The 25,359-nt window shown below is 70.1% G+C and carries 28 protein-coding genes; 25 read left to right on the forward strand and 3 right to left on the reverse strand.

The features are described 5' to 3' along the window. Position 1 precedes the first annotated feature (1 nt). The 7 genes from rplR (at position 2) to map (ending at position 4,739) form a co-directional block, all read left to right on the forward strand. Positions 2-376, forward strand: coding sequence for a 50S ribosomal protein L18 (rplR, locus tag DEJ17_RS11360; protein ID WP_027466725.1), 375 nt, complete (start codon positions 2-4; stop codon positions 374-376). Next, entirely contained in the window at positions 373-1,197 is an 825-nt protein-coding gene (gene rpsE / locus DEJ17_RS11365) for a 30S ribosomal protein S5 (protein WP_110893936.1), read from the forward strand. The genes rplR and rpsE overlap by 4 nt, the downstream gene beginning before the upstream one ends. After that, complete coding sequence (gene rpmD, locus DEJ17_RS11370; protein WP_173168934.1) at positions 1,197-1,382, forward strand: 50S ribosomal protein L30; 186 nt, start codon at positions 1,197-1,199, stop codon at positions 1,380-1,382. Before rpsE ends, rpmD begins: the two co-directional genes overlap by 1 nt. Further along, the gene (rplO, locus tag DEJ17_RS11375) at positions 1,379-1,843 is read left to right on the forward strand and encodes a 50S ribosomal protein L15 (protein ID WP_110893938.1); all 465 of its coding nucleotides are present in this window, start codon (positions 1,379-1,381) and stop codon (positions 1,841-1,843) included. Before rpmD ends, rplO begins: the two co-directional genes overlap by 4 nt. A 147-nt stretch (positions 1,844-1,990) precedes the next feature. Beyond that, positions 1,991-3,313, forward strand: a complete 1,323-nt coding sequence (secY, locus tag DEJ17_RS11380) for a preprotein translocase subunit SecY (protein WP_110893940.1) — start codon at positions 1,991-1,993, stop codon at positions 3,311-3,313. Beyond that, positions 3,310-3,900, forward strand: a complete 591-nt coding sequence (locus tag DEJ17_RS11385; protein ID WP_110893941.1) for an adenylate kinase — start codon at positions 3,310-3,312, stop codon at positions 3,898-3,900. Before secY ends, DEJ17_RS11385 begins: the two co-directional genes overlap by 4 nt. 5 nt (positions 3,901-3,905) lie before the next feature. Continuing rightward, on the forward strand, positions 3,906-4,739 hold the full coding sequence (gene map, locus DEJ17_RS11390; protein WP_375342572.1) for a type I methionyl aminopeptidase: 834 nt from the start codon (positions 3,906-3,908) through the stop codon (positions 4,737-4,739). 145 nt (positions 4,740-4,884) lie between these two features. Here the strand turns inward: map and DEJ17_RS11395 are convergent, their stop codons facing one another. Next, entirely contained in the window at positions 4,885-6,171 is a 1,287-nt protein-coding gene (locus tag DEJ17_RS11395; protein ID WP_110893945.1) for an LCP family protein, read from the reverse strand. Positions 6,172-6,465: 294 nt separating this feature from the next. On the opposite strand from DEJ17_RS11395, the gene infA reads away from it, so the two are divergent. The 13 genes from infA to glmM all read left to right on the forward strand — a co-directional run bounded on the left by infA (position 6,466) and on the right by glmM (position 18,531). Further along, entirely contained in the window at positions 6,466-6,687 is a 222-nt protein-coding gene (infA, locus tag DEJ17_RS11400) for a translation initiation factor IF-1 (RefSeq protein ID WP_017885509.1), read from the forward strand. 70 nt (positions 6,688-6,757) lie between these two features. Further along, positions 6,758-6,874 carry a 50S ribosomal protein L36 gene (rpmJ, locus tag DEJ17_RS11405; RefSeq protein WP_022903266.1) on the forward strand — a complete coding sequence of 39 codons (117 nt, stop codon included), beginning with the start codon at positions 6,758-6,760 and terminating at the stop codon, positions 6,872-6,874. A gap of 186 nt (positions 6,875-7,060) precedes the next feature. Further along, positions 7,061-7,435, forward strand: coding sequence for a 30S ribosomal protein S13 (gene rpsM / locus DEJ17_RS11410; protein ID WP_017885508.1), 375 nt, complete (start codon positions 7,061-7,063; stop codon positions 7,433-7,435). A gap of 9 nt (positions 7,436-7,444) precedes the next feature. After that, the gene (rpsK, locus tag DEJ17_RS11415; protein WP_017885507.1) at positions 7,445-7,843 is read left to right on the forward strand and encodes a 30S ribosomal protein S11; all 399 of its coding nucleotides are present in this window, start codon (positions 7,445-7,447) and stop codon (positions 7,841-7,843) included. A gap of 205 nt (positions 7,844-8,048) precedes the next feature. Beyond that, positions 8,049-9,044 (forward strand): DNA-directed RNA polymerase subunit alpha, encoded by a 996-nt coding sequence (locus tag DEJ17_RS11420; RefSeq protein WP_017885506.1) that lies wholly within the window; start codon positions 8,049-8,051, stop codon positions 9,042-9,044. Positions 9,045-9,107: 63 nt separating this feature from the next. Beyond that, positions 9,108-9,686: a 50S ribosomal protein L17 gene (gene rplQ, locus DEJ17_RS11425; RefSeq protein ID WP_110859505.1), complete on the forward strand. Its 579-nt coding sequence runs from the start codon at positions 9,108-9,110 to the stop codon at positions 9,684-9,686. A 155-nt stretch (positions 9,687-9,841) separates the two neighbouring features. Next, positions 9,842-10,960 (forward strand): aromatic acid exporter family protein, encoded by a 1,119-nt coding sequence (locus tag DEJ17_RS11430; RefSeq protein WP_110859506.1) that lies wholly within the window; start codon positions 9,842-9,844, stop codon positions 10,958-10,960. 76 nt (positions 10,961-11,036) lie between these two features. Next, a complete protein-coding gene (gene truA / locus DEJ17_RS11435) occupies positions 11,037-11,945 on the forward strand; it encodes a tRNA pseudouridine(38-40) synthase TruA (protein WP_258366775.1) in 909 nt (302 codons plus the stop codon). After that, entirely contained in the window at positions 11,942-12,685 is a 744-nt protein-coding gene (locus tag DEJ17_RS11440) for an MBL fold metallo-hydrolase (protein ID WP_110893947.1), read from the forward strand. Before truA ends, DEJ17_RS11440 begins: the two co-directional genes overlap by 4 nt. 148 nt (positions 12,686-12,833) lie before the next feature. Continuing rightward, positions 12,834-15,920, forward strand: a complete 3,087-nt coding sequence (locus DEJ17_RS11445; protein ID WP_146239705.1) for an ExeM/NucH family extracellular endonuclease — start codon at positions 12,834-12,836, stop codon at positions 15,918-15,920. A 245-nt stretch (positions 15,921-16,165) separates the two neighbouring features. Beyond that, positions 16,166-16,612: a 50S ribosomal protein L13 gene (rplM, locus tag DEJ17_RS11450; RefSeq protein WP_027466717.1), complete on the forward strand. Its 447-nt coding sequence runs from the start codon at positions 16,166-16,168 to the stop codon at positions 16,610-16,612. A 37-nt stretch (positions 16,613-16,649) separates the two neighbouring features. Then, positions 16,650-17,135: a 30S ribosomal protein S9 gene (gene rpsI, locus DEJ17_RS11455; RefSeq protein WP_027466716.1), complete on the forward strand. Its 486-nt coding sequence runs from the start codon at positions 16,650-16,652 to the stop codon at positions 17,133-17,135. A 22-nt stretch (positions 17,136-17,157) separates the two neighbouring features. After that, a complete protein-coding gene (glmM, locus tag DEJ17_RS11460; RefSeq protein ID WP_110893949.1) occupies positions 17,158-18,531 on the forward strand; it encodes a phosphoglucosamine mutase in 1,374 nt (457 codons plus the stop codon). A gap of 90 nt (positions 18,532-18,621) precedes the next feature. Here the strand turns inward: glmM and coaA are convergent, their stop codons facing one another. Both coaA and DEJ17_RS11470 read right to left on the reverse strand, forming a co-directional pair. Beyond that, positions 18,622-19,566 (reverse strand): type I pantothenate kinase, encoded by a 945-nt coding sequence (gene coaA / locus DEJ17_RS11465; RefSeq protein WP_110893951.1) that lies wholly within the window; start codon positions 19,564-19,566, stop codon positions 18,622-18,624. 104 nt (positions 19,567-19,670) lie between these two features. After that, positions 19,671-20,156 carry a glutathione peroxidase gene (locus tag DEJ17_RS11470; RefSeq protein ID WP_071245463.1) on the reverse strand — a complete coding sequence of 162 codons (486 nt, stop codon included), beginning with the start codon at positions 20,154-20,156 and terminating at the stop codon, positions 19,671-19,673. Between the two features lie 70 nt (positions 20,157-20,226). On the opposite strand from DEJ17_RS11470, the gene glmS reads away from it, so the two are divergent. Genes glmS through tsaE form a run of 5 tightly spaced genes read left to right on the forward strand, consistent with a single transcriptional unit; the run spans position 20,227 to position 25,259 of the window. Continuing rightward, on the forward strand, positions 20,227-22,074 hold the full coding sequence (glmS, locus tag DEJ17_RS11475) for a glutamine--fructose-6-phosphate transaminase (isomerizing) (protein WP_110893953.1): 1,848 nt from the start codon (positions 20,227-20,229) through the stop codon (positions 22,072-22,074). 8 nt (positions 22,075-22,082) lie between these two features. Next, entirely contained in the window at positions 22,083-22,478 is a 396-nt protein-coding gene (locus tag DEJ17_RS11480; protein WP_110893955.1) for a holo-ACP synthase, read from the forward strand. Next, complete coding sequence (gene alr, locus DEJ17_RS11485; protein ID WP_110893957.1) at positions 22,475-23,578, forward strand: alanine racemase; 1,104 nt, start codon at positions 22,475-22,477, stop codon at positions 23,576-23,578. The genes DEJ17_RS11480 and alr (DEJ17_RS11485) overlap by 4 nt, the downstream gene beginning before the upstream one ends. Then, complete coding sequence (alr, locus tag DEJ17_RS11490) at positions 23,575-24,741, forward strand: alanine racemase (RefSeq protein ID WP_181421142.1); 1,167 nt, start codon at positions 23,575-23,577, stop codon at positions 24,739-24,741. The genes alr (DEJ17_RS11485) and alr (DEJ17_RS11490) overlap by 4 nt, the downstream gene beginning before the upstream one ends. After that, a complete protein-coding gene (gene tsaE / locus DEJ17_RS11495) occupies positions 24,738-25,259 on the forward strand; it encodes a tRNA (adenosine(37)-N6)-threonylcarbamoyltransferase complex ATPase subunit type 1 TsaE (protein WP_258366776.1) in 522 nt (173 codons plus the stop codon). The genes alr (DEJ17_RS11490) and tsaE overlap by 4 nt, the downstream gene beginning before the upstream one ends. Positions 25,260-25,359: the final 100 nt, after the last annotated feature.

Below are 25,359 nucleotides of genomic sequence, written 5' to 3' on the forward strand. Positions count from 1 at the left end.
CATGGGACTCCTCAAGACACGAGGCAAGAGCAAGGCGGCCGCCAAGGCGCGTCGTCACAACCGTCTCCGCAAGAAGATCACCGGCACCGAGGCTCGTCCCCGTCTCGCCGTCACCCGCTCGTCACGTCACGTGTTCGTGCAGGTCATCGACGACTCGAAGGGTCACACCCTCGCCAGCGCCTCGACGATGGAGGCCGACCTCCGCTCGTTCGACGGCGACAAGACCGCCAAGGCCCGTCGCGTCGGTGAGCTCCTCGCCGAGCGCGCGAAGTCGGCTGGCGTCGAGGCCGTGGTCTTCGACCGCGGTGGCAGCAAGTACGCCGGTCGCGTCGCCGCGATCGCCGATGGTGCCCGTGAAGGAGGGCTGAACCTGTGAGCGACAACGCGAACACCAACGAAGACGCCAAGACCGAGGCCGTCGAGGCCACGGAGACCACCGAGGCGAGCACGGAGGCCACGGCCACCGAGGCAACCGCCGAGGCGACCACCGAGGGCGCCAAGACCGGCAAGGAGGCGGAGGCACCTGCCGTCGCCGAGCGTCCGGTCGAGACCGCCGCGGGTTCCGCGTCCAACAACCGCGACTCGGCCGACAACCGTGGCCGTCGTGGTGGCGGTCGTGACCGTCAGCAGGGCCGCGACCGCAACAACCGCGGTGGCGACAGCCAGTTCCTCGAGCGCGTGGTGACCATCAACCGCGTCTCGAAGGTCGTCAAGGGCGGTCGTCGCTTCAGCTTCACGGCGCTCGTCGTCGTCGGTGACGGCAACGGCCTCGTGGGCGTCGGCTACGGCAAGGCCAAGGAGGTCCCCACGGCGATCTCCAAGGGCGTCGAGGAGGCGAAGAAGAACTTCTTCCGCGTCCCGCGCGTCGGCAACACGATCCCGCACCCGGTGCAGGGCGAAGCCGCTGCCGGTGTCGTGCTCCTGCGTCCGGCCGCTGCCGGTACCGGTGTCATCGCCGGTGGTCCGGTCCGTGCCGTGCTCGAGTGCGCCGGCATCCACGACGTCCTGAGCAAGTCGCTCGGCTCGTCGAACACCATCAACATCGTGCACGCGACCGTCGAGGCCCTGAAGCAGCTCGAGGAGCCCCGCGCCGTCGCGAGCCGTCGTGGCCTCGACGTCGACCGGGTCGTCCCGGCTCGTCTGCTCCAGGCCGAGGCCGCAGCCCTGCGTGCCGCGACCGAGAAGGCAGGTGCGTGATGGCGACCCTGAAGATCACGCAGATCAAGTCCGTTATCAGCGAGAAGCAGTACCAGCGCGACACCCTGCGCAGCCTGGGCCTCAAGCGCATCGGCCGTACGGTCGAGCGTGAGGACAACGCCCAGAACCGCGGGTACATCGCGACGGTCGCGCACCTCGTGAAGGTCGAGGAGGTCGACGCATGAGCGACGAGAAGAACGAGCGCGTGCAGGTGCTGAAGCTGCACCACCTCCGCCCCGCCGAGGGCGCCAAGAAGGACCGCACCCGTGTGGGTCGCGGTGAGGGCTCGAAGGGCAAGACCGCTGGACGTGGTACCAAGGGCACGAAGGCCCGCTACCAGGTCCGGGTCGGCTTCGAGGGTGGGCAGATGCCGCTGCACATGCGCACCCCGAAGCTCCGCGGGTTCAAGAACCCGTTCCGGGTCGAGTACCAGGTCGTGAACCTGGACAAGATCTCGGAGCTCTACCCCGACGGTGGCGACGTCACCGTTGCGGGCCTGGTCGCCAAGGGCGCCGTCCGCAAGAACGAGAAGGTCAAGGTTCTCGGTCAGGGTGACATCAACGTGAAGATCACGGTCACGGTCGACAAGGTCTCGGCGTCCGCTGCCGAGAAGATCGTGGCTGCTGGCGGCACCGTCTCCCAGTAACCCCCGTCGGCGGCCCGTGCGTTTGCGCACGGGCCGCCGTTACGGTTTCCTTGACAGTGGCCGGCATCCGCCAGCCGGGTCGGCCCTGCCGACCGAAACCGGTCCGGCCGCGATCGACGGCCCCGGTCCCACAAGTTCGGAGTCATCGTGTTCAGAGCGGTCGCGCGCATCATGCGCACCCCTGATCTTCGCAAGAAGATCGGCTTCACCCTCGCGATCATCGCGCTGTTCCGTCTCGGGTCGTACATCCCGGCACCGTTCGTCGACTACGCCGCCGTGCAGAGCTGTCTCGCCAGCGCGTCGTCCTCCGGCGGTCTCTACGACCTCATCAACCTCTTCTCCGGTGGCGCGCTGCTGAAGCTCTCGGTCTTCGCGCTCGGCATCATGCCGTACATCACGTCGTCGATCATCGTGCAGCTCCTGCGCGTGGTCATCCCCCACTTCGACACCCTCTACAAGGAGGGCCAGTCGGGCCAGGCGAAGCTGACGCAGTACACGCGCTACCTCACGATCGCGCTGGGCGTCCTGCAGTCCACGACCCTGATCACGGTCGCCCGTTCCGGCGCCCTGTTCGGTACCAACGCCTCCGCTTCGTGCACCTCGATCATCTCGAATGACAGCTGGTACGCCATCATGCTGATGGTCGTCACGCTGACCGCCGGCACCGGCCTCATCATGTGGATGGGCGAGCTCGTCACCGAGCGCGGCATCGGCAACGGGATGTCCCTTCTGATCTTCACGTCGATCGCGGCGCAGTTCCCGTCGGCGCTCTGGGCGATCGAGCAGTCGCAGTCATTCGAGCTTTTCCTGTTCGTGATCCTGGTCGGACTCGTGATCATGATGGCCGTCGTGTTCGTCGAGCAGTCACAACGGCGGATCCCCGTGCAGTACGCCAAGCGCATGGTCGGGCGGCGGACGTACGGCGGCAACAACACCTACATCCCGATCAAGGTGAACATGGCCGGCGTCGTGCCCGTCATCTTCGCCTCGTCACTGCTGTACCTGCCGGCCCTGGTCGCGCAGTTCAACCAGCCCTCGGACGGCTCCGAGCCGGCGGCGTGGGTGACCTGGATCCAGAACAACCTGACCTCGGGTGACAACTGGTTCTACATGGTCCTGTACTTCCTGCTCATCGTCGGGTTCACGTACTTCTACGTGGCGATCACCTTCAACCCCGAAGAGGTCGCCGACAACATGAAGAAGTACGGCGGGTTCATCCCCGGTATCCGTGCCGGGCGTCCCACCGCCGAGTACCTCGACTACGTCCTCACCCGGGTGACGCTGCCCGGTTCGCTCTACCTCGGTCTCATCGCGCTCATCCCGCTGGCAGCACTGGCGCTGTTCGGCGCGAACCAGAACTTCCCGTTCGGTGGCGCGAGCATCCTCATCATCGTGGGTGTCGGTCTCGAGACCGTGAAGCAGATCGACTCGCAGCTGCAGCAGCGTCACTACGAAGGGCTTCTCCGTTGAGCGCACGTCTCATCATCGTCGGACCTCCCGGAGCCGGGAAGGGCACCCAGGCCCGCCGCATCGCCGACTCCTTCGGGATCCCCGCGATCTCGACCGGGGACATCTTCCGCAAGAACGTGGCAGAGGGCACGCCCCTCGGCGTGCAGGCGAAGGCGATCATGGACGCCGGCGACTACGTGCCGGACTCCCTGACGAACGAGCTCGTGAAGTCCCGCCTGCAGGAGCCGGACGCCGAGCACGGCTTCCTGCTGGACGGCTACCCGCGCACGGTCGGGCAGGTCGAGTACCTCGACGCACTGCTCGCTGAGCAGGGCACCGGGATCGACGCCGTCGTGCAGCTCGTCGCGGACCAGGACGAGCTCGTCGGCCGCCTGTTGAAGCGCGCCGAGGAGCAGGGTCGCAGCGACGACAACGAGGAGACGATCCGCCGTCGCCAGCAGGTCTACGCCGAGCAGACGGCGCCCATCGTGGCGGCCTACGGCGAGCGTGGCCTGGTGGTCGACGTCGACGGCCTGGGCGGCATCGACGAGGTCGGCGACCGCATCCAGACGGCACTGTCGGGTCGCGGACTCTCCGCGACCGTCTGACCAGCGTGGTGCGGTTCAAGAAGCCCTCGATCTACAAGACCCCGGACGAGCTCCGGGCGATGGTCCGGCCGGGACTGCTGACAGCCGAGGCGCTCGACGCCGTCCGTGCGGCGATCCGACCCGGCATCACTACCGGAGAACTCGACGCGATCGCCGAGCGCACGATCCGTGACGGCGGGGGGATCCCGAACTTCCAGCTCGTGCCCGGGTACCGCCACACGCTGTGCGTGTCGGTGAACGACGAGATCGTGCACGGCATCCCCGGTGATCGCGTGCTCGCACCTGGCGACATCGTGTCGGTGGACGCCGGTGCCGAGGTCGACGGCTGGAACGGCGACAGCGCGTTCACGACCGTCGTGCCCGGTGGCGACGCGGCGGTCGCCGCAGCCCGGCAGACGCTCTGCGACACGACGGAGCGGTCACTCTGGCACGGCATCGCCGCGCTCGCCCACGCGAAGAACCTGCACGAGGTGGGTTCCGCCGTCGAGGACGCGATCGACGAGACCGGTGCGTGGGGCATCGTCGAGGACTACACCGGCCACGGTATCGGCCGGTCGATGCACGAGGATCCGCCGGTCTTCAACTACCGCGTCCGCGGCGCGGGGCCGGCCGTCAAGCCGGGGTTGGTGGTCGCCATCGAGCCCATGGTCACAGCCGGCACGATCGACAGCTCGACGGACGACGACGAGTGGACGGTGCGCACGCTCGACGGCTCCGACGCCGCGCACTGGGAGCACAGCGTCGCGGTGCACGCGGCCGGCATCTGGGTGCTCACCGCCGCCGACGGCGGCGCTCGGGGCCTGGTCCCGCTGGGTGTGACGCCCGCCCCGATCGCGTAGGACGGGCCTCCGATCCGGTCGTCACGACCGGGAGGCGCGGTGCGGACCCGCCGTGTCGGCCAGCGTGCGTGCGAGACACGTCCAGAGCCAGACGTGGCCTTCCTGTCGGCCACACCCCGCGGCGACGAGCTGACGGCGTGCGCCGTCAGTTGCCGACGGAGCAGGTTTCCTCTGAGGCGCTCTGCCCCGTGATCGACGAGGGCAGGGGCGTGGCCGACGCGGTCGGGGTGGCGGTGGCGCTCGGAGTCGCTGCCGAGGTGCCGGCGGACGACGACGTGTCGGACGAACCCGACGACGTGCCGGAGGACCCGGACGACCCGTTGCCGCTCGAGGACGCCCCACCGCTCGACTGGGACTCCTCGGACGCGCGACCGGTGCTCGAGTCGCTCAACGAGGAGCGGACGTCGTTCTGCAGTGCCACGTTGAGGGTGTGGGCCGTCTCCTGGTCGACGATGACACGAGCGCTGTCGGCGGGGTCGTCGGCGACCGGGTACTGCACGAAGAGCATGTTGGCCGTGCTCATCCCGCGCAGCGCGGCCGCGAGCTTGACCAGGGTCCCGGTCTGGGCCAGGCCGTCGGACAGCGTCATGTTGGACAGGGCGGCTCCGGCCAGCTTGTAGAGCGTGATCGGGTTCGAGAGCGTGCCGTCCGAGGTGACCTTGCGGAGGAGCGCCGACAGGAACACCTGCTGCGAGCTGATGCGGGCGAGGTCGCTCCCGTCACCGACACCGTGGCGGGTGCGCAGGAAGGCGAGGGCGTCCGAGCCCTCGAGGGAGTGCGAGCCCTTCGTGAGGTGCAGGCCGGTGAACGTGTCGTCGATCGGCTGGGCGACGCAGACGTCCACCCCGCCGAGGGCGTTCGACATCTCGATGACGCCGTCGAAGGTGATGAGTCCGGCGTAGGGGATGCTCAGGCCGGTCAGGTTCTCGACGGTGTCCACGACGCAGGAGACTCCGCCGTTGCCGAGCGCGGTGTTGAACATCGCCGAGGTGGACGCCGGGTAGGTCGTGCCGGTCGCGGGGTTCGTGCAGGCCGGGATGGGGACCATCAGGTCACGGGGGAAGCTGACCGCGGTGAGCTGCTGGTGGTCCGCCGAGATGTGGATGAGCATCGTGACGTCGTTGCGAGCGCCCTCGACGTCCTCGTCCGAATCGAACTGGCCGACGCGGGTGTCGCTGCCGATGAGCAGGATGTTCGCCCCGCCCTTGATCGCCGAGATGTCCGCGGTCTTCGCGGTGCTCTGGTCGTCGGTGCTGAGCGCAACGGTCTGCGGCGCCGTGGCGAGCTGTGCTCCGGCGATGGCGGCGACACTCGTGCCGCTGACGAGCAGGACGGCGACGGCGGACGCGACGACGGTGACGAGCGTGCCCCAACCCCGGCGACGGGCCTGCTTGCCGTGGCTGGCGAAGGGGCGTCGGGTGGCGTCGGGCACGTGTTCTCCGTTCGGTGGTCCGGCGCGGGCTGCTGGTGCGGCGGACGTGGCTGCGGAGCAAAACTACGGTTCGCGCGCAAGTGCGCGCCCGGAGCGCGCCGTCAAACCACTGTGGAACGCTCAGGCGCGGCTCCGGAAGCCCCAGACGTGGGGTGTTCCGCGTCCCCACTTGGCAATTGCGGGTTTACCACATAAGATCGATCTTTGGTGTGTCATGCCCTCTCGGGTGTGGCGACCGACCCGCAGACCGGTTCGGGGATCACACCTGTTCCACAACCAAGCGACAGTGAGGCTATGGCCAAGAAAGACGGCGTCATCGAGATCGAAGGCTCGGTGCTCGAAGCTCTGCCCAACGCGATGTTCCGCGTTGAGCTGACGAACGGACACAAGGTCCTCGCGCACATCTCCGGGAAGATGCGCCAGCACTACATCCGCATCCTCCCCGAGGACCGCGTGATCGTGGAGCTGAGCCCGTACGACCTGACCCGCGGCCGGATCGTCTACCGCTACAAGTGATCCGCGAGCTGGAAAGGAACGGCACGGCAACCCTGCCGAGCACGAAGCCAGCGAGCACGAGGAAAGAACCATGAAGGTCAACCCCAGCGTCAAGCCCATCTGCGAACACTGCCGTGTGATTCGCCGCAAGGGCCGCGTCATGGTGATCTGCAAGAGCAACCCGCGTCACAAGCAGCGCCAGGGCTAGTCCCGGGCGTGTGACCGGCGCCGAGGGTGTCCATCGGACACCAGGCTGCTCGAGCACGAACCACAACTGAAGATCGACAACGCAGTACCAGAACCCGGTCGCACGACGGCCGGGGGACACCTCGGGGCGGAGGCCCGGGCACCGGTACTGCGCCACACCTCCATCGACAACAGGAGCAGCCAGCACATGGCACGTCTAGCAGGCGTCGACATCCCGCGCGAAAAGCGCGTGGAGATCGCACTCACGTACATCTACGGCGTCGGCCGTACCCGCGCCGTCCAGGCACTGACGGAGACCGGTATCTCCGGTGACATCCGCGTCAAGGACCTGACCGACGACCAGCTCGTCGCCCTCCGTGACTTCATCGAGGGCAACTTCAAGGTCGAGGGTGACCTCCGCCGTGAGGTCGCCGCCGACATTCGACGCAAGGTCGAGATCGGCAGCTACGAGGGTCTCCGCCACCGTCGTGGTCTCCCGGTGCGCGGTCAGCGCACCAAGACCAACGCTCGTACCCGCAAGGGACCGAAGCGCACCGTGGCAGGCAAGAAGAAGGCTCGATAGGAGACCCCGATGGCTACCCCCAAGACTGCCGCGCGCAAGCCGCGCCGCAAGGAGAAGAAGAACGTCGCCGTGGGCCAGGCCCACATCAAGAGCACGTTCAACAACACGATCGTCAGCATCACCGACCCGTCGGGTGCCGTCCTCAGCTGGGCGTCCTCGGGTGCCGTGGGCTTCAAGGGTTCGCGCAAGTCGACGCCGTTCGCGGCGCAGCTCGCTGCCGAGTCCGCTGCGCGTCAGGCGCAGGAGCACGGCGTCAAGAAGGTCGACGTCTTCGTGAAGGGCCCGGGCTCGGGTCGCGAGACCGCGATCCGCTCCCTCCAGGCCGCTGGCCTCGAGGTCGGCTCGATCAACGACGTCACGCCGCAGGCGCACAACGGGTGCCGCCCGCCCAAGCGCCGTCGCGTCTGACGCGAGGAGCAACCGGCCGCGCCCTGCTCGTCCCCTGACCGGATCCGTTTCGGCGAGGGCGGGCAGGGCCCGCGGCCATTCCTGGTCGTTCGATCGCGCACGTGTGTGCGCGTGATCACAACTCAACAGACCCGTCGGGGCCCACGCGGCCCCGTCGTACCGCCAAGTGTCATATAGCGGACACTTCGCCGAAAGGAATCCCACAGTGCTCATTGCACAGCGCCCCACCCTGACCGAGGAGCCGATCTCCGAGCACCGCTCGCGCTTCGTCATCGAGCCGCTCGAGCCGGGCTTCGGTTACACCCTCGGCAACTCGCTGCGCCGCACGCTCCTCTCCTCGATCCCCGGCGCGGCTGTCACCAGCATCCGCATCGACGGCGTCCTCCACGAGTTCAGCACCGTCCCCGGTGTCAAGGAAGACGTCACCGAGATCATCCTCAACATCAAGAGCCTGGTCGTCTCGAGCGAGCACGACGAGCCCATCACGGCGTACCTGCGCAAGCAGGGTGCCGGTCAGGTCACCGCAGCGGACATCTCCGCTCCGGCCGGCGTCGAGATCCACAACCCGGAACTCGTCATCGCGACCCTGAACGACACCGCGCGCTTCGAGCTCGAGCTCACGATCGAGCGTGGCCGTGGCTACGTCTCGGCAACGCAGAACCGTTCCGAGTTCAGCGAAGCGGGTCAGATCCCGATCGACTCGATCTACTCGCCGGTCCTCAAGGTCACCTACCGCGTCGAGGCGACGCGTGCCGGTGAGCGCACGGACTTCGACCGCCTGGTCGTCGACGTCGAGGCGAAGCCGGCCATCACGCCGCGCGACGCCATCGCGTCGGCCGGCCGCACGCTGGTCGAGCTGTTCGGGCTCGCCCGCGAGCTCAACACGGCGGCTGAGGGCATCGAGATCGGCCCAGCGCCGGTCGACGCAGTGCTCTCGAACGAACTGCAGACCCCGATCGAGGACCTCGACCTGTCGGTCCGCAGCTACAACTGCCTGAAGCGGGAGGGCATCAACACGGTGTCCGAGCTCGTCGCCCTGTCGGAGACGCAGCTCATGAACATCCGCAACTTCGGTCAGAAGTCGGTGGACGAGGTCAAGGACAAGCTCACCGAGCTCGGCCTGTCCCTCAAGGACACCGTCCCCGGATTCGACGGCGCCCACTTCTACAGCGGGTACGACGAGGACGAGTCCAACAACTGACCTCGCGCTCACGCGCAAGCGCGCTGACACCGCGCGCACCACTTTCACCACTGGAGAACTGACATGCCGAAGCCCACCAAGGGCCCCCGCCTCGGTGGCGGTCCCGCCCACGAGCGCCTGCTCCTGAGCAACCTCGCCAACGCCCTCTTCACGCACGGTCGCATCACGACCACCGAGACGAAGGCCAAGCGCCTCCGTCCGGTCGCCGAGCGTCTCATCACGTTCGCGAAGCGCGGCGACCTGCACGCGCGTCGTCGTGTGATCAGCATCCTGCGCGACAAGTCCGTCGTGCACACGCTGTTCACCGAGATCGCCCCCCAGGTCGAGGACCGCCAGGGCGGTTACACCCGCATCACGAAGCTCGGCTTCCGCAAGGGCGACAACGCTCCGCTGGCGTCGATCGAGCTCGTCCTCGAGCCCGTCTCGAGCACGCCCGCTCCGGTCAAGCGCAACTCGGCTCCGGCCGCTGCTGCCGCCCCAGTCGACGAGCCCGCCGCTGACGAGACCGCCGAGGAGGCCCCGGTCGAGGAGACCGAGACCACCGAGGAGTCCGCCCCGGTCGAGACCGAGTCCGAGACCGAGGCTGCTGCCGAGGTCGAGGCCGATGCCGCCGAGAAGTCGGACGACGCCGACACCAAGTAGTCCGGTGCCCTCAGGGGCGCCGCACCACCACGAGGAAGCCCCCGCGATCCAGGTCGCGGGGGTTTCCTCGTGTCCAGGGCCCCGCGTTCGCTGATCGCGCGGCAGGGTCGACGTGCCGCGTCAGGCGGCCGACCGGTACGACAGGGAAGGAAGCCATGGCGTTCCAGCACGTTGCGGGTCTGGGGACACGGGTGTGGCGGTGGAGCCGGACCTCGGGCACGCAGCCGCGCCTGCTGCACGCCGGCAAGGCCGCCGCCGCCGCGGTGATCGCCTGGCTCGTGGCGCAGCACATCCCGGGCGTCGCGGCCGAGTACCCGTACTACGCGCCACTCGGCGCCGTCGTCGCGATGCAGACCACGGTGTTCGCGGGCATCCGGAGCGGTGTGCAGACCCTGGTCGGGATCGCCCTCGGCATCCTCATCGCCGCGTTCACGATGTGGGTCGGCGATCCCGGCTTCCTCGCGATCGCGCTCGCGGTCGGCGTCGGGGTGCTGGTCGGCGGGTTCCGCGTGCTGGGGGAGGGGAGCTCGTGGGTGTCGACCGCGGCGCTCTTCGTGCTGCTCGTCGGCGGCGCGCACGCCGAGGGCTACTCGCTCGGGTACCTCGTGCAGATGGCGGTGGGTGTCGTCGTCGGGCTGCTGGTCAACTTCCTGGTGTTCCCGCCGCTGCACTTCTGGGACGCCGAACACCGCATCGACGCGGTGAACGGCGTGCTGGCGGACCACCTCGACGGGCTGGCAGCCGTGCTCGAGGAGGGCAAGCGCGACGAGAAGGCGTGGGACCACCAGCAGGACCGCCTGGACCGCGCGATCGCGGACGTCCGGTCGCGGGTGGCGATCGCGCACGAGAGCCGCCGGCTCAACCCCCGCGGGGCACTGCGCGGGTCGCGAGCGCGGCTCCAGAAGGACGGCGGACGCTTCCGGGCACTGGAGCGCGTCGCCTGGTACACGACCGACCTCACCGAGCTCGTGGCGCGCTCCGGTCCGGTCTCCGAGGGTGTCGGGCGTCCGGACCCCGCGTTCGCCACCCCCATCGCCGAAGCGCTGCGGAAGATCGCCAGCACGATCCGCGGTGACTCCCCGGAGGACCAGGCCGAAGCGGCCATCGCACGACTCGAGACCGCGCTCGACGAATCGCGTGAGAACCCCTCCCACGTCGCGGTCACCTCGGCCGCGCTCGTGGCCCTGCGCGGGATCGTCGAGTCCGAGCGGCGCGCCACCGACGACCTCGACACCCGGACCGGTCCGTCGGCGTTCGGCCGTCCGCGCGGCTGAAGGGGTGCGGGCGGTCGCCGTCCGGCAGACCGAGCGCGGGCCGGGAGGCACGGATCACCCCCGCTACGGTGGTCACGTGGACGAGACGGTCGGCTTCCAGCACCGCGACAGCACGGGTGACGTGCGGCTGCGACTGGACATCGCCTACGACGGGGCGGCGTTCTCCGGGTGGGCTCGGCAGCCCGGGCTTCGGACGGTACAGGGCGCGCTCGAGGCCGCACTCGCCACCGTCTTCACCCGCTGGGGTGAACCGCCGTTGCTCACCGTCGCCGGACGCACCGACGCCGGGGTGCACGCCACGGGGCAGGTCGCACACCTGGACCTGTCGGCGGAGCAGTGGGCAGCGCTCACCGCCAAGCGCGGGACGGGTCGCTCACCGCTCGACGGGCTGCTCAAGCGGGTCAACGGCATCGCAGCACCCGAGGGAGACGTCGTCGTCACCGGTGCCTCGGTGGCGCCCGCCGGGTTCGACGCCCGGTTCTCCCCGCTCTGGCGCCGGTACGAGTACCGGATCGCGGACGCCGACGCCCCGCGCGATCCACGTCGGCGCGGGCACACGGTCTGGCACGCGGCGCGGCTCGACCCGGCAGCGATGGAGCGCGGTGCGCTGACGTTGCTCGGGCTGCACGACTTCGCGACGTTCTGCAAGCCGCGCGAGGGGGCGACGACCATCAGGACGTTGCAGCAGTTCCGCTGGGACCGCGAGCCGGACGGCGTGCTGGTGGCGCGCCTCCAGGCCGACGCCTTCTGCCACTCCATGGTGCGGGCGATGGTCGGCGCGACCATCGCCGTCGGCGAGGGCCGCTTCGGCCCGGACCGCCTCGAGGAGCTCCGCGTCGCCGAGGAACGCACGAGCGCCTTCAAGACGGCGCCGGCGAAGGGACTGACCCTGACCGAGGTGGGGTACCCGGCGGACGCGGAGCTCGCGGAGCGGGCGGAGCAGACCCGGGCCCGACGGTCGGTGGACGGTAGCGTCGAGGGATGAGCCCGCGCGAACCCCGTTCCGTCGTGTCCGTCGCCCCCGGAGTCGTCTTCGTCGAGGGTCCGGTGTCCAACTGGGTGGTGCTGGCGGAGGAGGACGGCGTCGCGCTGATCGATGCCGGGTACCCGGCCGACACCGACCTCGTGCTCGACACCGTGCGCGCCGCCGGACACGATCCCGCCGACCTCCGACGCGTCTACGTGACGCACGGACACGTCGACCACGTCGGCGGCATCCCCGGGATCCTCGAGCGGTACCCCGACGTCGAGGTGCTCGCCCACGCCGACGAGCTCGCCAACGTGCGCGGACCGGAGCGGCAGCAGGTCACCCCGGCGGAGATCGGCGGCCGGCTCGCCAGCCCCCGCGTGCTCGCCTGGCTGGCACGGGCGATCCGCTCCGACGCCCTCCGACCCACGGCCGTCCCGTCCGCTCGCGCGTTCACCGGTACGGACTTCGCGGGTCGGGCGATCTCGCCGTTCCCGGCCGTCGGCCACACCGACGGCTCGACCGCCTACCTGCTGCCCGCGGCGGACGCGATCGCCACCGGCGACGCGGTCGTCAGCCGGCACGACACCCAGCCGGGGTCGTGGGCCCCGCGCCCGCGGATGATCACACCGTTCTTCACCACCGACCAGGACCGCGCGCTCGAGTCCGCACGGGCGCTGCCGTTCCCGGCCCTCGTGCTGCCGGGACACGGACCGGCCGTCCGACGTGTGGGCGGGACGTGGCTGCCGATCGGCTGACGCCGCCGAACGCGATCGGCTGATGCCGCGCGATCGGCCGTGCCGCCGAACGCGATCGGCTGGTGGCGCACGATCGGCTGATGTTGCCGAACGCGATCATTCACCTCGACGCAACCTGAATGTCCCCGCAGGTCGGTAGCGTGCGAGCATGGCCAACACCCTCGGGCGCACTCTGCTGTGCGCCACGGCGGCCGCGACGCTCCTCGCGGCACCACTCGTCACCGTCACCGCAGCGACCGCGAACCCCGAGGGGACCGACCTCGTCATCGAGGAGGCCTACCTGAAGGCGGGGAGCAAGGGCGCGTTCTACAACGAGAAGTTCGTCGAGATCGGCAACCCGACCGACGACGCCGTGTCGCTCGACGGGTGGTCGCTCCAGTACCGCTCCGCCACGGGTACCGGCACGTTCTCGGCCAGTGCGCTGCAGGGCACCGTGCCGGCGAAGGGCACCTTCCTGGTGTCGATGGCGGGCAACGGCGGGGCCACCCCGGCCGGCGAGGACCTGCCCGCCGCCGACGACACCGCGACGCTCAACCCCTCGGGCACCACGGGCACGCTCGTGCTGTCCGACGCCACGGCACCCCTGGCGCTCGCCGCCGGACCCGTCACCACCGGCACCGACGGCGTGGTCGACCTGCTCGGCTACGGCGCCTCGAACACGTTCGAGTCGGCCGTGCGCACCGTGACCGGGGACAACTCCGTCCCGAACGGCCTGGTCCGTCAGGGCACCACGGACACCGACGTCAACGGTGCGGACTTCTCCGTGACGACGACGCTCACCCCGCGGAACGCCGCGGGCGAGACGACGGCACCGACCGATCCCACGGAACCGACCGACCCGGGTGACGGCGGGACCCCCACGCCCGGCACCCCTGCCGAGACCGTGACCATCGCCCAGCTGCAGGGCACCACGGACACCTCGCCGTACGCCGGCAAGAACGTCACGACCGACGGCGTCGTCACCGCGGTGTACGGCACCGGTGGTCTCAACGGCTACACGATCCAGACCCCCGGCACCGGCGGCGCCATCGACCTCGGCGCCCACACCGCGTCCGACGCGGTGTTCGTCTTCTCGTCGGCCACCGCCGGACTGGTGCACGAGGGCGACCACGTCCGAGTCACCGGCGCCGTGTCCGAGTACTCCGGCCTGACCGAGCTCACGGTGTCCGGGGCCTCGTCGCTGCAGCAGCTGGACGACACCGTCGCGGCACCGCAGCCCGCCGCGGTCGCGTTCCCGTCGTCCGACACCCAGCGTGAGTCGCTCGAGAGCATGCTCGTCGCTCCGCAGGGGGCGTACACCGTCGCCGACAACTACACGACGAACCAGTACGGCGAGGTCGTGCTCGCCAGCGGCACGAAGCGCCTGGTCCAACCGACCGAGGTCGGCCGCCCTGGCAGCGCCGAGGCGAAGGCCGTCGAGGCCGACAACGCCGCGCGCAAGGTCACGCTCGACGACGGTGCGAGCACCAACTTCCTGACCCAGGCGAACCAGGGCATCCCGGTGTCGTGGCTCACCCAGGGTCCGGTCACCGTCGGGGCCGCCGCCACCTTCACCGAGCCGGTCGTCCTCGACTACCGCAACAACGGGTGGAAGTTCCAGCCGACCGCGCCGATCACGGGTGCGACCCCGGCCGCCGAACTGCCGGCGTCGTTCTCGGAGGTGCGGCAGCCGGCGCCGCAGGACGTCGGTGGTGACCTGAAGCTCGCCGGCTTCAACGTGCTCAACTACTTCCCGACCACGGGCGACGAGCTCACCGGCTGCAAGTACTACACGGACCGCGCCGGTGACCCCGTCACGGTGAACTCGGGCTGCGACGCCCGCGGTGCCGCCGAGCAGGAGGACTTCCTGCGCCAGCAGGTCAAGATCGTCAAGGCGATCAACGGTTTGGACGCCGACGTCGTCTCGCTCGAGGAGATCGAGAACTCCGTCCGCTTCGGTCAGGACCGTGACGCCGCCGTGGCCACCCTGGTCGACGCGCTCAACGCCGCCACCGGTCAGGACACCTGGGCCTACGCGAAGTCTCCGGCCGTCGTGCCCGCGAGCGAGGACGTCATCCGACTCGCCCTCATCTACAAGCAGGACCGCGTCGAGCCCGTCGGCGAGTCGACGATCCTGCTCGACGACGCGTTCACGAACGCCCGCCAGCCCGTCGCCGACGCGTTCCGCCCGGTCGGCGGGACCGCGGACGACGACTTCCTGGTGATCGCGAACCACTTCAAGTCGAAGGGCTCCGGCACCGGCGAGAACGCCGACCAGGGCGACGGGCAGGGTGCGTCGAACGCCGACCGCGTCGAGCAGGCGAAGGCCCTCGTGACCTTCTCCACCGACATGCAGGAGCAGTACGGCACCGACAAGGTGTTCATGCTCGGCGACTTCAACGCCTACAGCAAGGAGGACCCTGTGGTGGTCCTCGACGAGGCCGGCTACACCGACCTCGGCCCGGCGCTCGACAACACCGAGTACTCGTACGTGTTCTCCGGCCTGAGCGGCTCGCTCGACCACGTGTTCGCGTCGGAGGCCGCGCTCGAGACGGTCACGGGCGTGGACATCTGGAACATCAACTCGGTCGAGTCGGTGGGCCTGGAGTACAGCCGCTACAACTACAACGCGACGAACCTGTACACCGACGACGTGTACCGGGCGAGCGACCACGACCCGATCCTGGTCGGCTTCGACCTGGACGCGGCGGGTACCGACCCGGGCACGGACCCGACGCCGACGCCGACCCCGACGCCGAACCCGACCCCGACGCCGACGCCGACCCCGGTGCCGCCGGTCGACGGGATCACCCCGCCGGTTGCCCCGGTTGTTCCGGTGGCGCCGCCGGAGTCGCTGTTGACGGAGGCGAACCGTGGTGGGGTGTCGGCTCCGGCGTCGGCTCGTGCGGGGGAGACGATCACGGTGACGGTCGGCACTGCGTCGGCCGGTGACGTCGTGAACGTCTGGTTGTTCTCGGAGCCGACGCTGATCGGCACCGCGGTGGTCGCGTCCGCCGGCACGGTCCGGGTGACGATCCCGGTGGACACGGTGGCTGGGGTGCACCGTCTCGCGGTGACGGCTGCGGACGGGAGTCTGATCGGGTGGACCCCGATCACGATCACCGCTGATGGGCAGCTCGCGTTCACGGGCGCTGCGGGGCTCGGTGCCGGTGCGTTGGTGGCGTTCCTGTTGCTCGCGGCGGGTGCGGGTGTGCTGGTCGTGCGTCGCCGACGCCGGACGGCGGCTGCGGAGTAGTCCCCACGCCCCCGGGGCGGACGGGAGGCGCGGTGCGGGGCCGCCCCGCGCCTCCAGGCCGGCTGCTGGGCGCGTTTGACCGACGTACCCCGCGTCGGCTAGGCTCTCACCTTGGTCTGTGCGCCCCGCGCGCGGACAGTCAGATGAGCCCTCCAACCGAGGTGTTCTCCGTGCTTCTGCCCGTGGAACTCCCGACCGGAGTGGGATTCACGGACTCCTCACCTCGACACGAAAGCAGCACTCCTGTGACTCGCACGTTCTCACCGAAGCCGGCAGACGTCCAGCACGACTGGATCGTCATCGACGCCACCGACGTCGTCCTCGGCCGTCTCGCCACCCACGCCGCGGCGCTCCTGCGCGGCAAGCACAAGGCCACCTTCGCCCAGCACATGGACATGGGTGACTTCGTCATCATCGTGAACGCCGACAAGGTCGCCCTGACCGGTTCGAAGCTCGCGAAGAAGGTCTACTACCGTCACTCGGGTTACCCGGGCGGCCTGACGGCGACCTCCTACCCGGAGATGCTCGAGAAGCACCCCACCCGCGCCGTCGAGAAGGCGATCCGCGGCATGCTGCCGAAGAACACCCTCGGCCGCGAGCAGCTCAAGAAGCTGAAGGTCTACGCCGGCGCGGAGCACCCGCACGCCGCGCAGCAGCCCAAGCCGTACATCTTCGACCAGGTCGCACAGTAGTTCCGGCCACGACGACTTCAAGGACATAGAGAAACTCATGGCTCAGATCGCTGATTCCCTCGACCAGACCCCGGAGAGCTTCACCACGGAGAGCGCACCCGCCGCTGCCGAGGCCGCTCCCCGTCAGATCCTCAACGTCTCCGGCGGTGCCGTCGGGCGCCGCAAGGAGGCCATCGCGCGCGTCCGGCTCGTCCCGGGCTCCGGCACGTTCGTCGTGAACGGCCGCACGCTCGAGGACTACTTCCCGAACAAGCTGCACCAGCAGCTCATCAACGACCCCTTCAAGGTGCTCGAGCTCCTCGGCTCGTACGACGTCGTCGCCCGCATCACCGGTGGTGGCCCCTCGGGTCAGGCCGGCGCGCTCCGCCTCGCCATCGCCCGCACCCTGAACGAGATCGACCGCGAGAACAACCGCGCGACCCTCAAGAAGGCCGGCTTCCTCACCCGTGACGCCCGCGTCATCGAGCGCAAGAAGGCCGGTCTCAAGAAGGCCCGCAAGGCTTCGCAGTTCTCGAAGCGCTAGTCGTCACCGGCTGAAGATCGCCATGCCGCGTCTGTTCGGTACCGACGGGGTTCGTGGTCTCGCCAACGGCGAGCTGACGGCCGCGCTCGCACTGGGTCTTGCCCAGGCGAGCGCGGCCGTCCTCACACACGGACACCATGCCGACGCCCGCCGGGCGTCGGGTCGACCGCGCCCGCGCGCGGTCCTCGCGCGCGACCCGCGCGTCTCCGGCGAGTTCCTCGGGTCCGCCGTCGCGGCCGGGCTGGCCTCGGCCGGCGTCGACGTGCTCGACGCCGGGGTCATCCCCACCCCCGCCGCGGCGTTCCTCGTCGCGGACATCGACGCCGACTTCGGCGTGATGATCTCCGCATCGCACAACCCCGCTCCCGACAACGGGATCAAGTTCTTCGCCACGGGTGGCCGCAAGCTGCCGGACGAGGTCGAGGACCGCATCGAAGCGGCCATGCACGACCACTCCGCACCCACCCCCACCGGCATCGACGTCGGGCGCATCTCGCGGTTCGCCGACGCCGAGGACCGCTACGTGGTGCACCTGCTCGGCACGCTGCCGCACCGGCTCGACGGCATCCACGTGGTGCTCGACTGCGCCAACGGTGCTGCTGCTGGTGTCTCGCCCGAGGTCTTCGTCAACGCGGGTGCCCGGGTGACCCTCATCGGTGCCGACCCCGACGGCTGGAACATCAACGACGGCGTCGGTTCGACGCACATCGACAACCTCGCCCGCGCGGTGCTCGAGCACGGTGCCGACGTCGGCATCGCGCACGACGGCGATGCGGACCGCTGCCTGGCGGTCGACGCCGCGGGCAACGCGATCGACGGTGACCAGATCATGGCCATCCTCGCGCTGTCCCTGCAGGAGCGCGGTCGGCTCAAGGACGACACCCTGGTCGCGACGGTCATGTCGAACCTCGGGCTGAAGCGCGCCATGGCCGACGCGGGCATCACCGTGATCGAGGCCGGCGTGGGTGACCGCTACGTGCTCGAGAAGATGACCGAGGGTGACTACTCCATCGGTGGCGAGCAGTCCGGCCACATCATCTTCAACGAGTTCGCCACCACGGGCGACGGCATCCTCACCGGGCTGCACCTGGTCGCCGAGATGGCGCGCACGGGGAAGTCGCTGCAGGAACTCGCCTCGTGCATGACGGTCTTCCCGCAGGTGCTGCTCAACGTCCGGGGCGTCGACCGTCACGGGCTCGCCGACCAGGGCGTGCAGGACGCCATCGCCGCCGCCAGCGAGGCGCTCGGGGACAGCGGCCGTGTGCTGCTCCGTCCGTCGGGCACCGAGCCGGTCGTGCGCGTCATGGTCGAGGCCGCCTCGCAGGACGACGCCCAGCGCATCGCCGAGGAGCTCGCCGCCGTGGTGCAGGACCGCCTGGCCCTGGACGCCGCGTAGGGGTCCCCTCCGCAAGACACCGGTGTTCGCGGGTTGAACACGCGCAGACCGCGGTTCAGCTCGCGAACACCGGTGTTTTGCTGCCCCAACTCAGATCTTGCGGAGCAGGACCGAGTTGACCTTGTGGTTCGCGCCCTTCTTCAGCACCAGGGTGGCGCGGGAGCGCGTGGGCAGGACGTTCTCCAGCAGGTTCGGCTCGTTGATCGCCCGCCAGACCTCGGTCGCCGTTCGCACCGCGTCCTCACGCGAGAGCGAGGCGAACCGGTGGAAGAACGAGTCGGGGCTCGAGAACGCCTCTTCCTGCAGGGCGAGGAACCGGTCGACGTACCAGGACTCGATGTCCTTCGTCTTCGCGTCGACGTAGATCGTGAAGTCGAACAGGTCGGACAGCGCGAGCCGCCCGTGCACCGGGGGCGCCAGTACGTTCAGCCCCTCGACGATGAGCACGTCCGGCTGCCGGACGACGATCTCGGCGTCGGGGACGATGTCGTAGACCAGGTGCGAGTAGTACGGCGCGCGGACCTCGGTCGCCCCGCTCTTCACCTGGCTCACGAAGCGCAGCAGGGAGCGGCGGTCGTACGACTCCGGGAAGCCCTTGCGGTCCATGATCCCGCGGCGCTCCAGCTCGGCGTTCGGGTACAGGAAGCCGTCGGTCGTCACGAGCTCGACCCGGGGGGTGTCCGGCCAGCGCTTCGTCAGCTCGCGCAGCAGACGGGCGACGGTGGACTTGCCGACTGCGACGGAACCGGCGACGCCGATGACGAACGGCGTGCGTCCGGCGCGCTCCCCGAGGAACCGGCTCGTCTCGGCGTGCAGGTTCCGCGCACCGGCGGCGTAGAGCGTGAGCAGGCGGGACAGGGGCAGGTAGACCTCCTGCACCTCCTGCATGTCCAACCGGTCGCCGAGACCGCGCAGCTGCACGATCTCGGTCTCGGTGAGCGACAGGTGCTCCTTCGGGGCGAGCTGCGACCACTCGGCACGCGGGATCTCCACGAACGGGGTCGGGTGCGCGACGGCGGTCTCCGAGAACGGCATGGGATCGAGCGTACAGACGCCAGGCCCGGGCACGTGAGCCGGTCGGCCCACGTGCCCCGGGCCTGGCGTCCAGTGCTCGGTGCGCGCCCGCAGGACGCGATGCGTCAGGCGGGCAGGGCCGCCTCGATGGCGGCGACGACCTCGGGGGCGTCCGGCTTGGTGGTGGGACGGAAGCGCGTGACGGTGCCGTCGGGCGCGACGAGGAACTTCTCGAAGTTCCAGGCAACCCGGCCGGCCTTGCCGTCGGCGTCCGGGGTCTCCTTGAGGGCCTGGTAGAGCGGGTGGGCGCTCTTGCCGTTGACCTTGACCTTCTCGGACATCGGGAACGTCACACCCCACGTGGTGGAGCAGTACTCGTCGATCGCCTCGGACGAGCCGAGCTCCTGCAGGAACTGGTTGCTCGGGAAGCCCAGCACCGTGAAGCCGCGGGGGCCGTACTGCTTCTGCAGGGCCTCGAGCTGCTCGTACTGCGGGGCGAGGCCGCACCGGGAGGCGACGTTCACGACCAGGACGGCCTTGTCGGCGTAGGCGCCGAACGTGGTGTCCTCGCCGTGCAGTGTGGTGATGGCGATGTCGTCGAAGCGTCCCATGGCCGAAACGTTATCCCCACCCCTGGGACTTCGCAGGGTCGGCGTCCAGGCAGACCGTAGGATCGGTTCCATGTGTGGAATCGTCGGCTACGTCGGCAGCAACAGCAGCCAGGACGTCCTCCTCGGTGGCCTCCGTCGCCTCGAGTACCGCGGCTACGACTCAGCGGGCATCGCCGTCGTCGACCCAGCAGGGGACCTCGTGTCGGCCAAGAAGGCCGGCAAGCTCCAGGCCCTGGTCGACGAGCTCGAGTCGTCGCCGATCCCGGACGGCACGACCGGCATCGGGCACACCCGCTGGGCGACCCACGGTGGCCCGACCGACGGCAACGCCCACCCGCACCTGGCCGACGGCGACAAGCTCGCCCTCATCCACAACGGCATCATCGAGAACTTCTCCGAGCTCCGCGCCGAACTGCAGGCCGAGGGCATCGACTTCCGCAGCGAGACCGACTCCGAGGTCGCCGCGCACCTGGTCGGACGGGCCTTCCGCGAGACCGGTGACCTCACCGCAGCCATGCAGCAGGCCGTGCAGCGGCTCGAGGGGGCCTTCACACTCCTCGTCGTGCACGCCGACCAGCCCGGCGTCGTCGTCGGTGCCCGTCGCAACTCGCCCCTGGTGGTCGGGCTCGGCGACGGTGAGAACTTCATGGGCTCGGACGTCGCCGCGTTCGTCGCCTACACGCAGCGCGCGCTGTCGATCGGGCAGGACGAGATCGCCACGATCCGCCCCGACGGCGTCGACGTCATCCACTTCGACGGCACCCCGGCCACGCCGAGCGAGTTCGAGGTCAACTGGGACGCCTCCGCCGCCGACAAGGGCGGCTGGAGCTCGTTCATGGCGAAGGAGATCAGCGAGGAGCCCGAGGCCGTCGCGAAGACGATCCTCGGCCGCGTCCACGACGGCGCCGTCACGCTGACCGACCTCGACCCGATCGCCGACCGCCTGGCGACCGTCGACCGCGTCATCGTGATCGCCTGCGGCACCGCCGCCTACGCCGGCATCCTGGGCAAGTACGCCATCGAGCAGTGGGCCCGTGTGCCGGTCGAGGTCGAGCTCGCCCACGAGTTCCGCTACCGCGACCCGGTGCTGAACGAGCGCACCCTGGTCGTCTCGATCAGCCAGTCCGGTGAGACCATGGACACGCTCATGGCCGTCAAGTACGCCCGCGAGCAGGGCGCGCAGGTCCTGTCGATCTGCAACACCCAGGGCGCCACGATCCCGCGTGAGTCCGACGCCGTGATCTACACGCACGCCGGGCCCGAGGTCGCCGTCGCGTCGACCAAGGCCTTCATCGCCCAGGGCGTCGCGCTCTACCTGCTCGGGCTGCACCTGGCGACGCTGCGCGGCACCCTCACCACCGAGCAGATCGCCGAGCAGGTGGCCGAGCTCGAAGGGCTCGCGCCGAAGCTGCAGCAGACCATCGACGACGCCGCCGGCATCAAGGACCTGGCGCGCTGGATGGCGGACACCCGGAGCGTGCTGTTCCTCGGTCGCCACGTCGGCTACCCGATCGCGCTCGAGGGTGCGCTCAAGCTCAAGGAGCTCGCCTACATCCACGCCGAGGGCTTCGCCGCCGGTGAACTCAAGCACGGACCGATCGCCCTGATCGAGCCGGGCCAGATCGTCTTCGTCATCGTGCCGTCGCCGCGCGACCCCCGATCGCTGCACCCGAAGGTCGTCTCGAACATCCAGGAGATCCGCGCCCGCGGTGCCCGGGTGATCGCGATCGCCGAAGAAGGCGACGCCGCCGTGCTGCCCTTCGCCGACGAGGTCCTGCGGATCCCGCTCGCGACCCCGCTGTTCGAGCCGCTGCTCGCCGTGGCACCGCTGCACATGTTCGGCATGGAGCTCGCCGCGGCCAAGGGCCTCGACGTCGACCAGCCACGCAACCTCGCGAAGTCGGTCACCGTCGAGTAGTCGCGACGGTGATCATCGGGATCGGGGTCGACGTGGTCGACCTGGAGCGGTTCGAACGGGTGCTGGAGCGCACACCGGCGATGCGGACGCGGCTGTTCACGCCGTCCGAGCAGGTCAGGGACGGCGAACCCCGGCCGATCGCGTCCCTCGCCGCACGGTTCGCGGCGAAGGAAGCCCTGATCAAGGCCTTCGGGTCGAGTGCCGGGCTGAGCTGGCAGGACCTCGAGGTCGTGTCCGACGACCAGCGGAACCCGTCGCTCACCCTGCACCAGGGCGCCCGGCAGGTGGCGGACGCGCGTGGCGTGACGAGCGTGCACCTGTCGCTCTCGCATGATGGAGGGATCGCGACCGCGTTCGTGGTCCTGGAAGGAACAGACGTGGTCCTGGAAGGAACGGTCCCTTGAGCGCGTTCACCGGCATCACGGTCGATCGCGGAGCCCTGATCGAGAACTACGCGACCATCGCCGACCGGGTCGCCCCGGCCGGGGTCATCGCGGTGGTCAAGGCGAACGCCTACGGCCACGGGGCCCTCGACGCCGCGCAGGCCTTCGTGGACGCCGGTGCGGAGTGGCTCGGGGTCGCCGACATCGACGAGGCCGTCGCGCTCCGTCAGGGCGGCATCGACGAGGGGGTCCGGATCCTCGCGTGGCTGCACGCCCCCGACGAGGACTTCCGCCGCGCGGCGCAGTTCGACGTCACGCCAGCGGTGTCGAGCGTCGAGCAGCTCTCCGCAGCAGCCGACTCCGACGTCCGCGCCGTGCACCTGTGCGTCGACACCGGCCTCAGCCGCAACGGTGCGGTCGAGTCCGAGTGGGCCGAGCTCTTCGCGACCGCCGGCGCCCTTGCCCGCGGCGGCAACCGCACCCGGGTCGAGGGGCTCATGTCCCACCTGTCGAACGCGTCGCGCACCGACGACCTCGACCAGGACGCCGCACTGCAGCGGGCGCTGGACGGCCTGGCCGCGAACGGCATCGTGCCGGACGTGGTGCACCTCGCCGCGAGTGCCGCGAGCATCGCCGTGCCGGAGACCCGCCACGACCTGTCCCGCGTCGGACTCGCCCTGTACGGGCTGAGCCCCTTCGACGGCCGCACCTCGGCCGACCTGGGGCTGCGCCCGGCGATGCGGGTCACCGCCGCCGTGCTCCGCACCGTGCCGGTCGGCGCCGGCGAAGGCGTCTCGTACGGCTACACCTGGCGCGCCGGGACGGACACCCGTCTCGCCGTGATCGGCCTGGGCTACGCGGACGGCTTCGACCGCGACTTCGGCAACCGGGTCTCGGTGCGGATCGGCGACCGGACGTTCCCGGTGGTCGGACGCGTCGCGATGAACGCCATGCACGTCGACATCGGCGACGCCGACGTGCAGGTCGGCGACGAGGCGGTGCTGTGGGGCGACCCCGCGAACGGCGACCCCGCCGTCGAGGACTGGGCCGAGGCCATCGGCACGATCAACTACGAGGTGGTTGCCCGGATCGGCGGCAGCGTGGAACGGAGGACGACGTGAGCTCCGCACCGCTGCGTCAGGCCCGCATCGACCTCGACGCCTACCGTGCCAACCTCGACCGTGTCCGCGAGTGGATGGACCCGGTCGCCGTGATGGCGATCATGAAGGCCGACGCGTACGGGCACGGCCTCGAGCCGATCGCGCTCGCCGCCGTCGACGCCGGCATCCGCTGGATCGGTGTGCTGACGGTGCCCGCGGCCCTGCGCCTGCGCTCGATCGGCGTGGGCGAGGACGTCCACCTGTTCACCTGGCAGCACGCCCCCGACCTGGACTTCCGGGACGCCATCGACTCGGCCGTCGACCTCGGCGTCTCGAACGTCCCCGAGCTCCAGCGGATCGTCGACGCCGTCGACCAGCGACCGGCACGCGTGCACCTCGGCGTCGACTCCGGACTGCACCGGGACGGCGCGACCCCGGCGGACTGGCCGGCACTCGTCGAGCTCGCCCGGGACGCCCAACGGAACGGCCGCATCGAGGTCGTCGCCGCGTACACGCACCTGGCCGAGGCGTCCGACCACGAGGACAGCGCCGCGGTCGCCGTGTTCGACGCCGCGATCGAGATCGCCGAGGACCTGGGGCTCGACGTCCCGATGGAGCACGTCGCCGCGTCGCTCGCGGGGCTGGAGCGCAAGGAGTTCCGCAAGGACATGGTCCGGATGGGCGCGAACCTGTTCGGCATCCCCGGGGCCGACGGCGTCTCGGCGGCCGACCTCGGACTCGAGCCGGTGATGACCCTGACCGCGTCGGTCGCGAAGACGAAGCGCGTGCCCGTCGACACCGGCGTCTCGTACGACTACACGTACCGCACCGCGACCGAGACGACCCTGGCCCTTGTGCCCGTCGGGTACGCCGACGGGGTCCCGCGTCTGGCGCAGGGCCGCATCCAGGTCGCGATCGGCGGCAAGCGGTACCCGATCGCCGGCCGCGTCGCGATGGACCAGTTCCTGGTGGACGTCGGCGAGGACGACGTGCGGACCGGCGACACCGTCGTGCTGTTCGGCACCGGCGAGCACGACGAGATGACCGTGCTTGAATGGGGCGCGGCGCTCGAGACCATCGGTGAGGAGATCGTCTGCCGGATCGGCAGCCGTGTGCCCCGGTCCTACGAGGGCCACGACATCGAGGGACGGGTCGGGGAGTACCTGCGGGGCGAGCGGCCGTGACCGAGTCCGCGCACGTCCTGCTCGACACCACCGTCGACGGCACCGAGGCGATGGGGGAGCTCGGCGCCCGGTTGGCCGCGGTGCTGCGCGCGGGGGACCTCGTCGTGCTGACCGGGCCCCTCGGTGCAGGCAAGACCACACTGACCCGCGGGCTCGGCGCCGCACTCGGCGCGCGCGGCCAGGTGTCCAGCCCGACCTTCGTCCTCGCCCGGACGCACCCGACGACCGCCGGCCCGGACCTGGTGCACGTCGACGCCTACCGCCTGTCCGACCCGGTCGAGCTCGACGACCTCGACCTCGACTGGGACGCCGCGATCGTCGTCGTCGAGTGGGGTCGCGGCATGGTCGACGGCATCAGCGACAGCGTGCTCGACGTCGAGATCACTCGTGCCACCGGCGCGGACGCGGTCGAGCACGGTGACGGCGACGATGACCTCGACCCCGACGACGTGCCCGACGAGCCGCGCCGCGTCGTCGTCACCGCGACCGGTCCGCGCTGGGAAGGCGTGGCCCTCTGACCCTGCGGCCCGTCGCTGTGGACGACGTCGAGGCGCTCCGCTCGTTCCTCGTCGAGGCCGACCTGACCGTCGCCGGGCTCGACGACCCGACCGTGCGACT

Origin of the sequence: Curtobacterium sp. MCSS17_011 (genome assembly GCF_003224275.1) — a bacterium.
Classification (GTDB): Bacteria; Actinomycetota; Actinomycetes; order Actinomycetales; family Microbacteriaceae; genus Curtobacterium.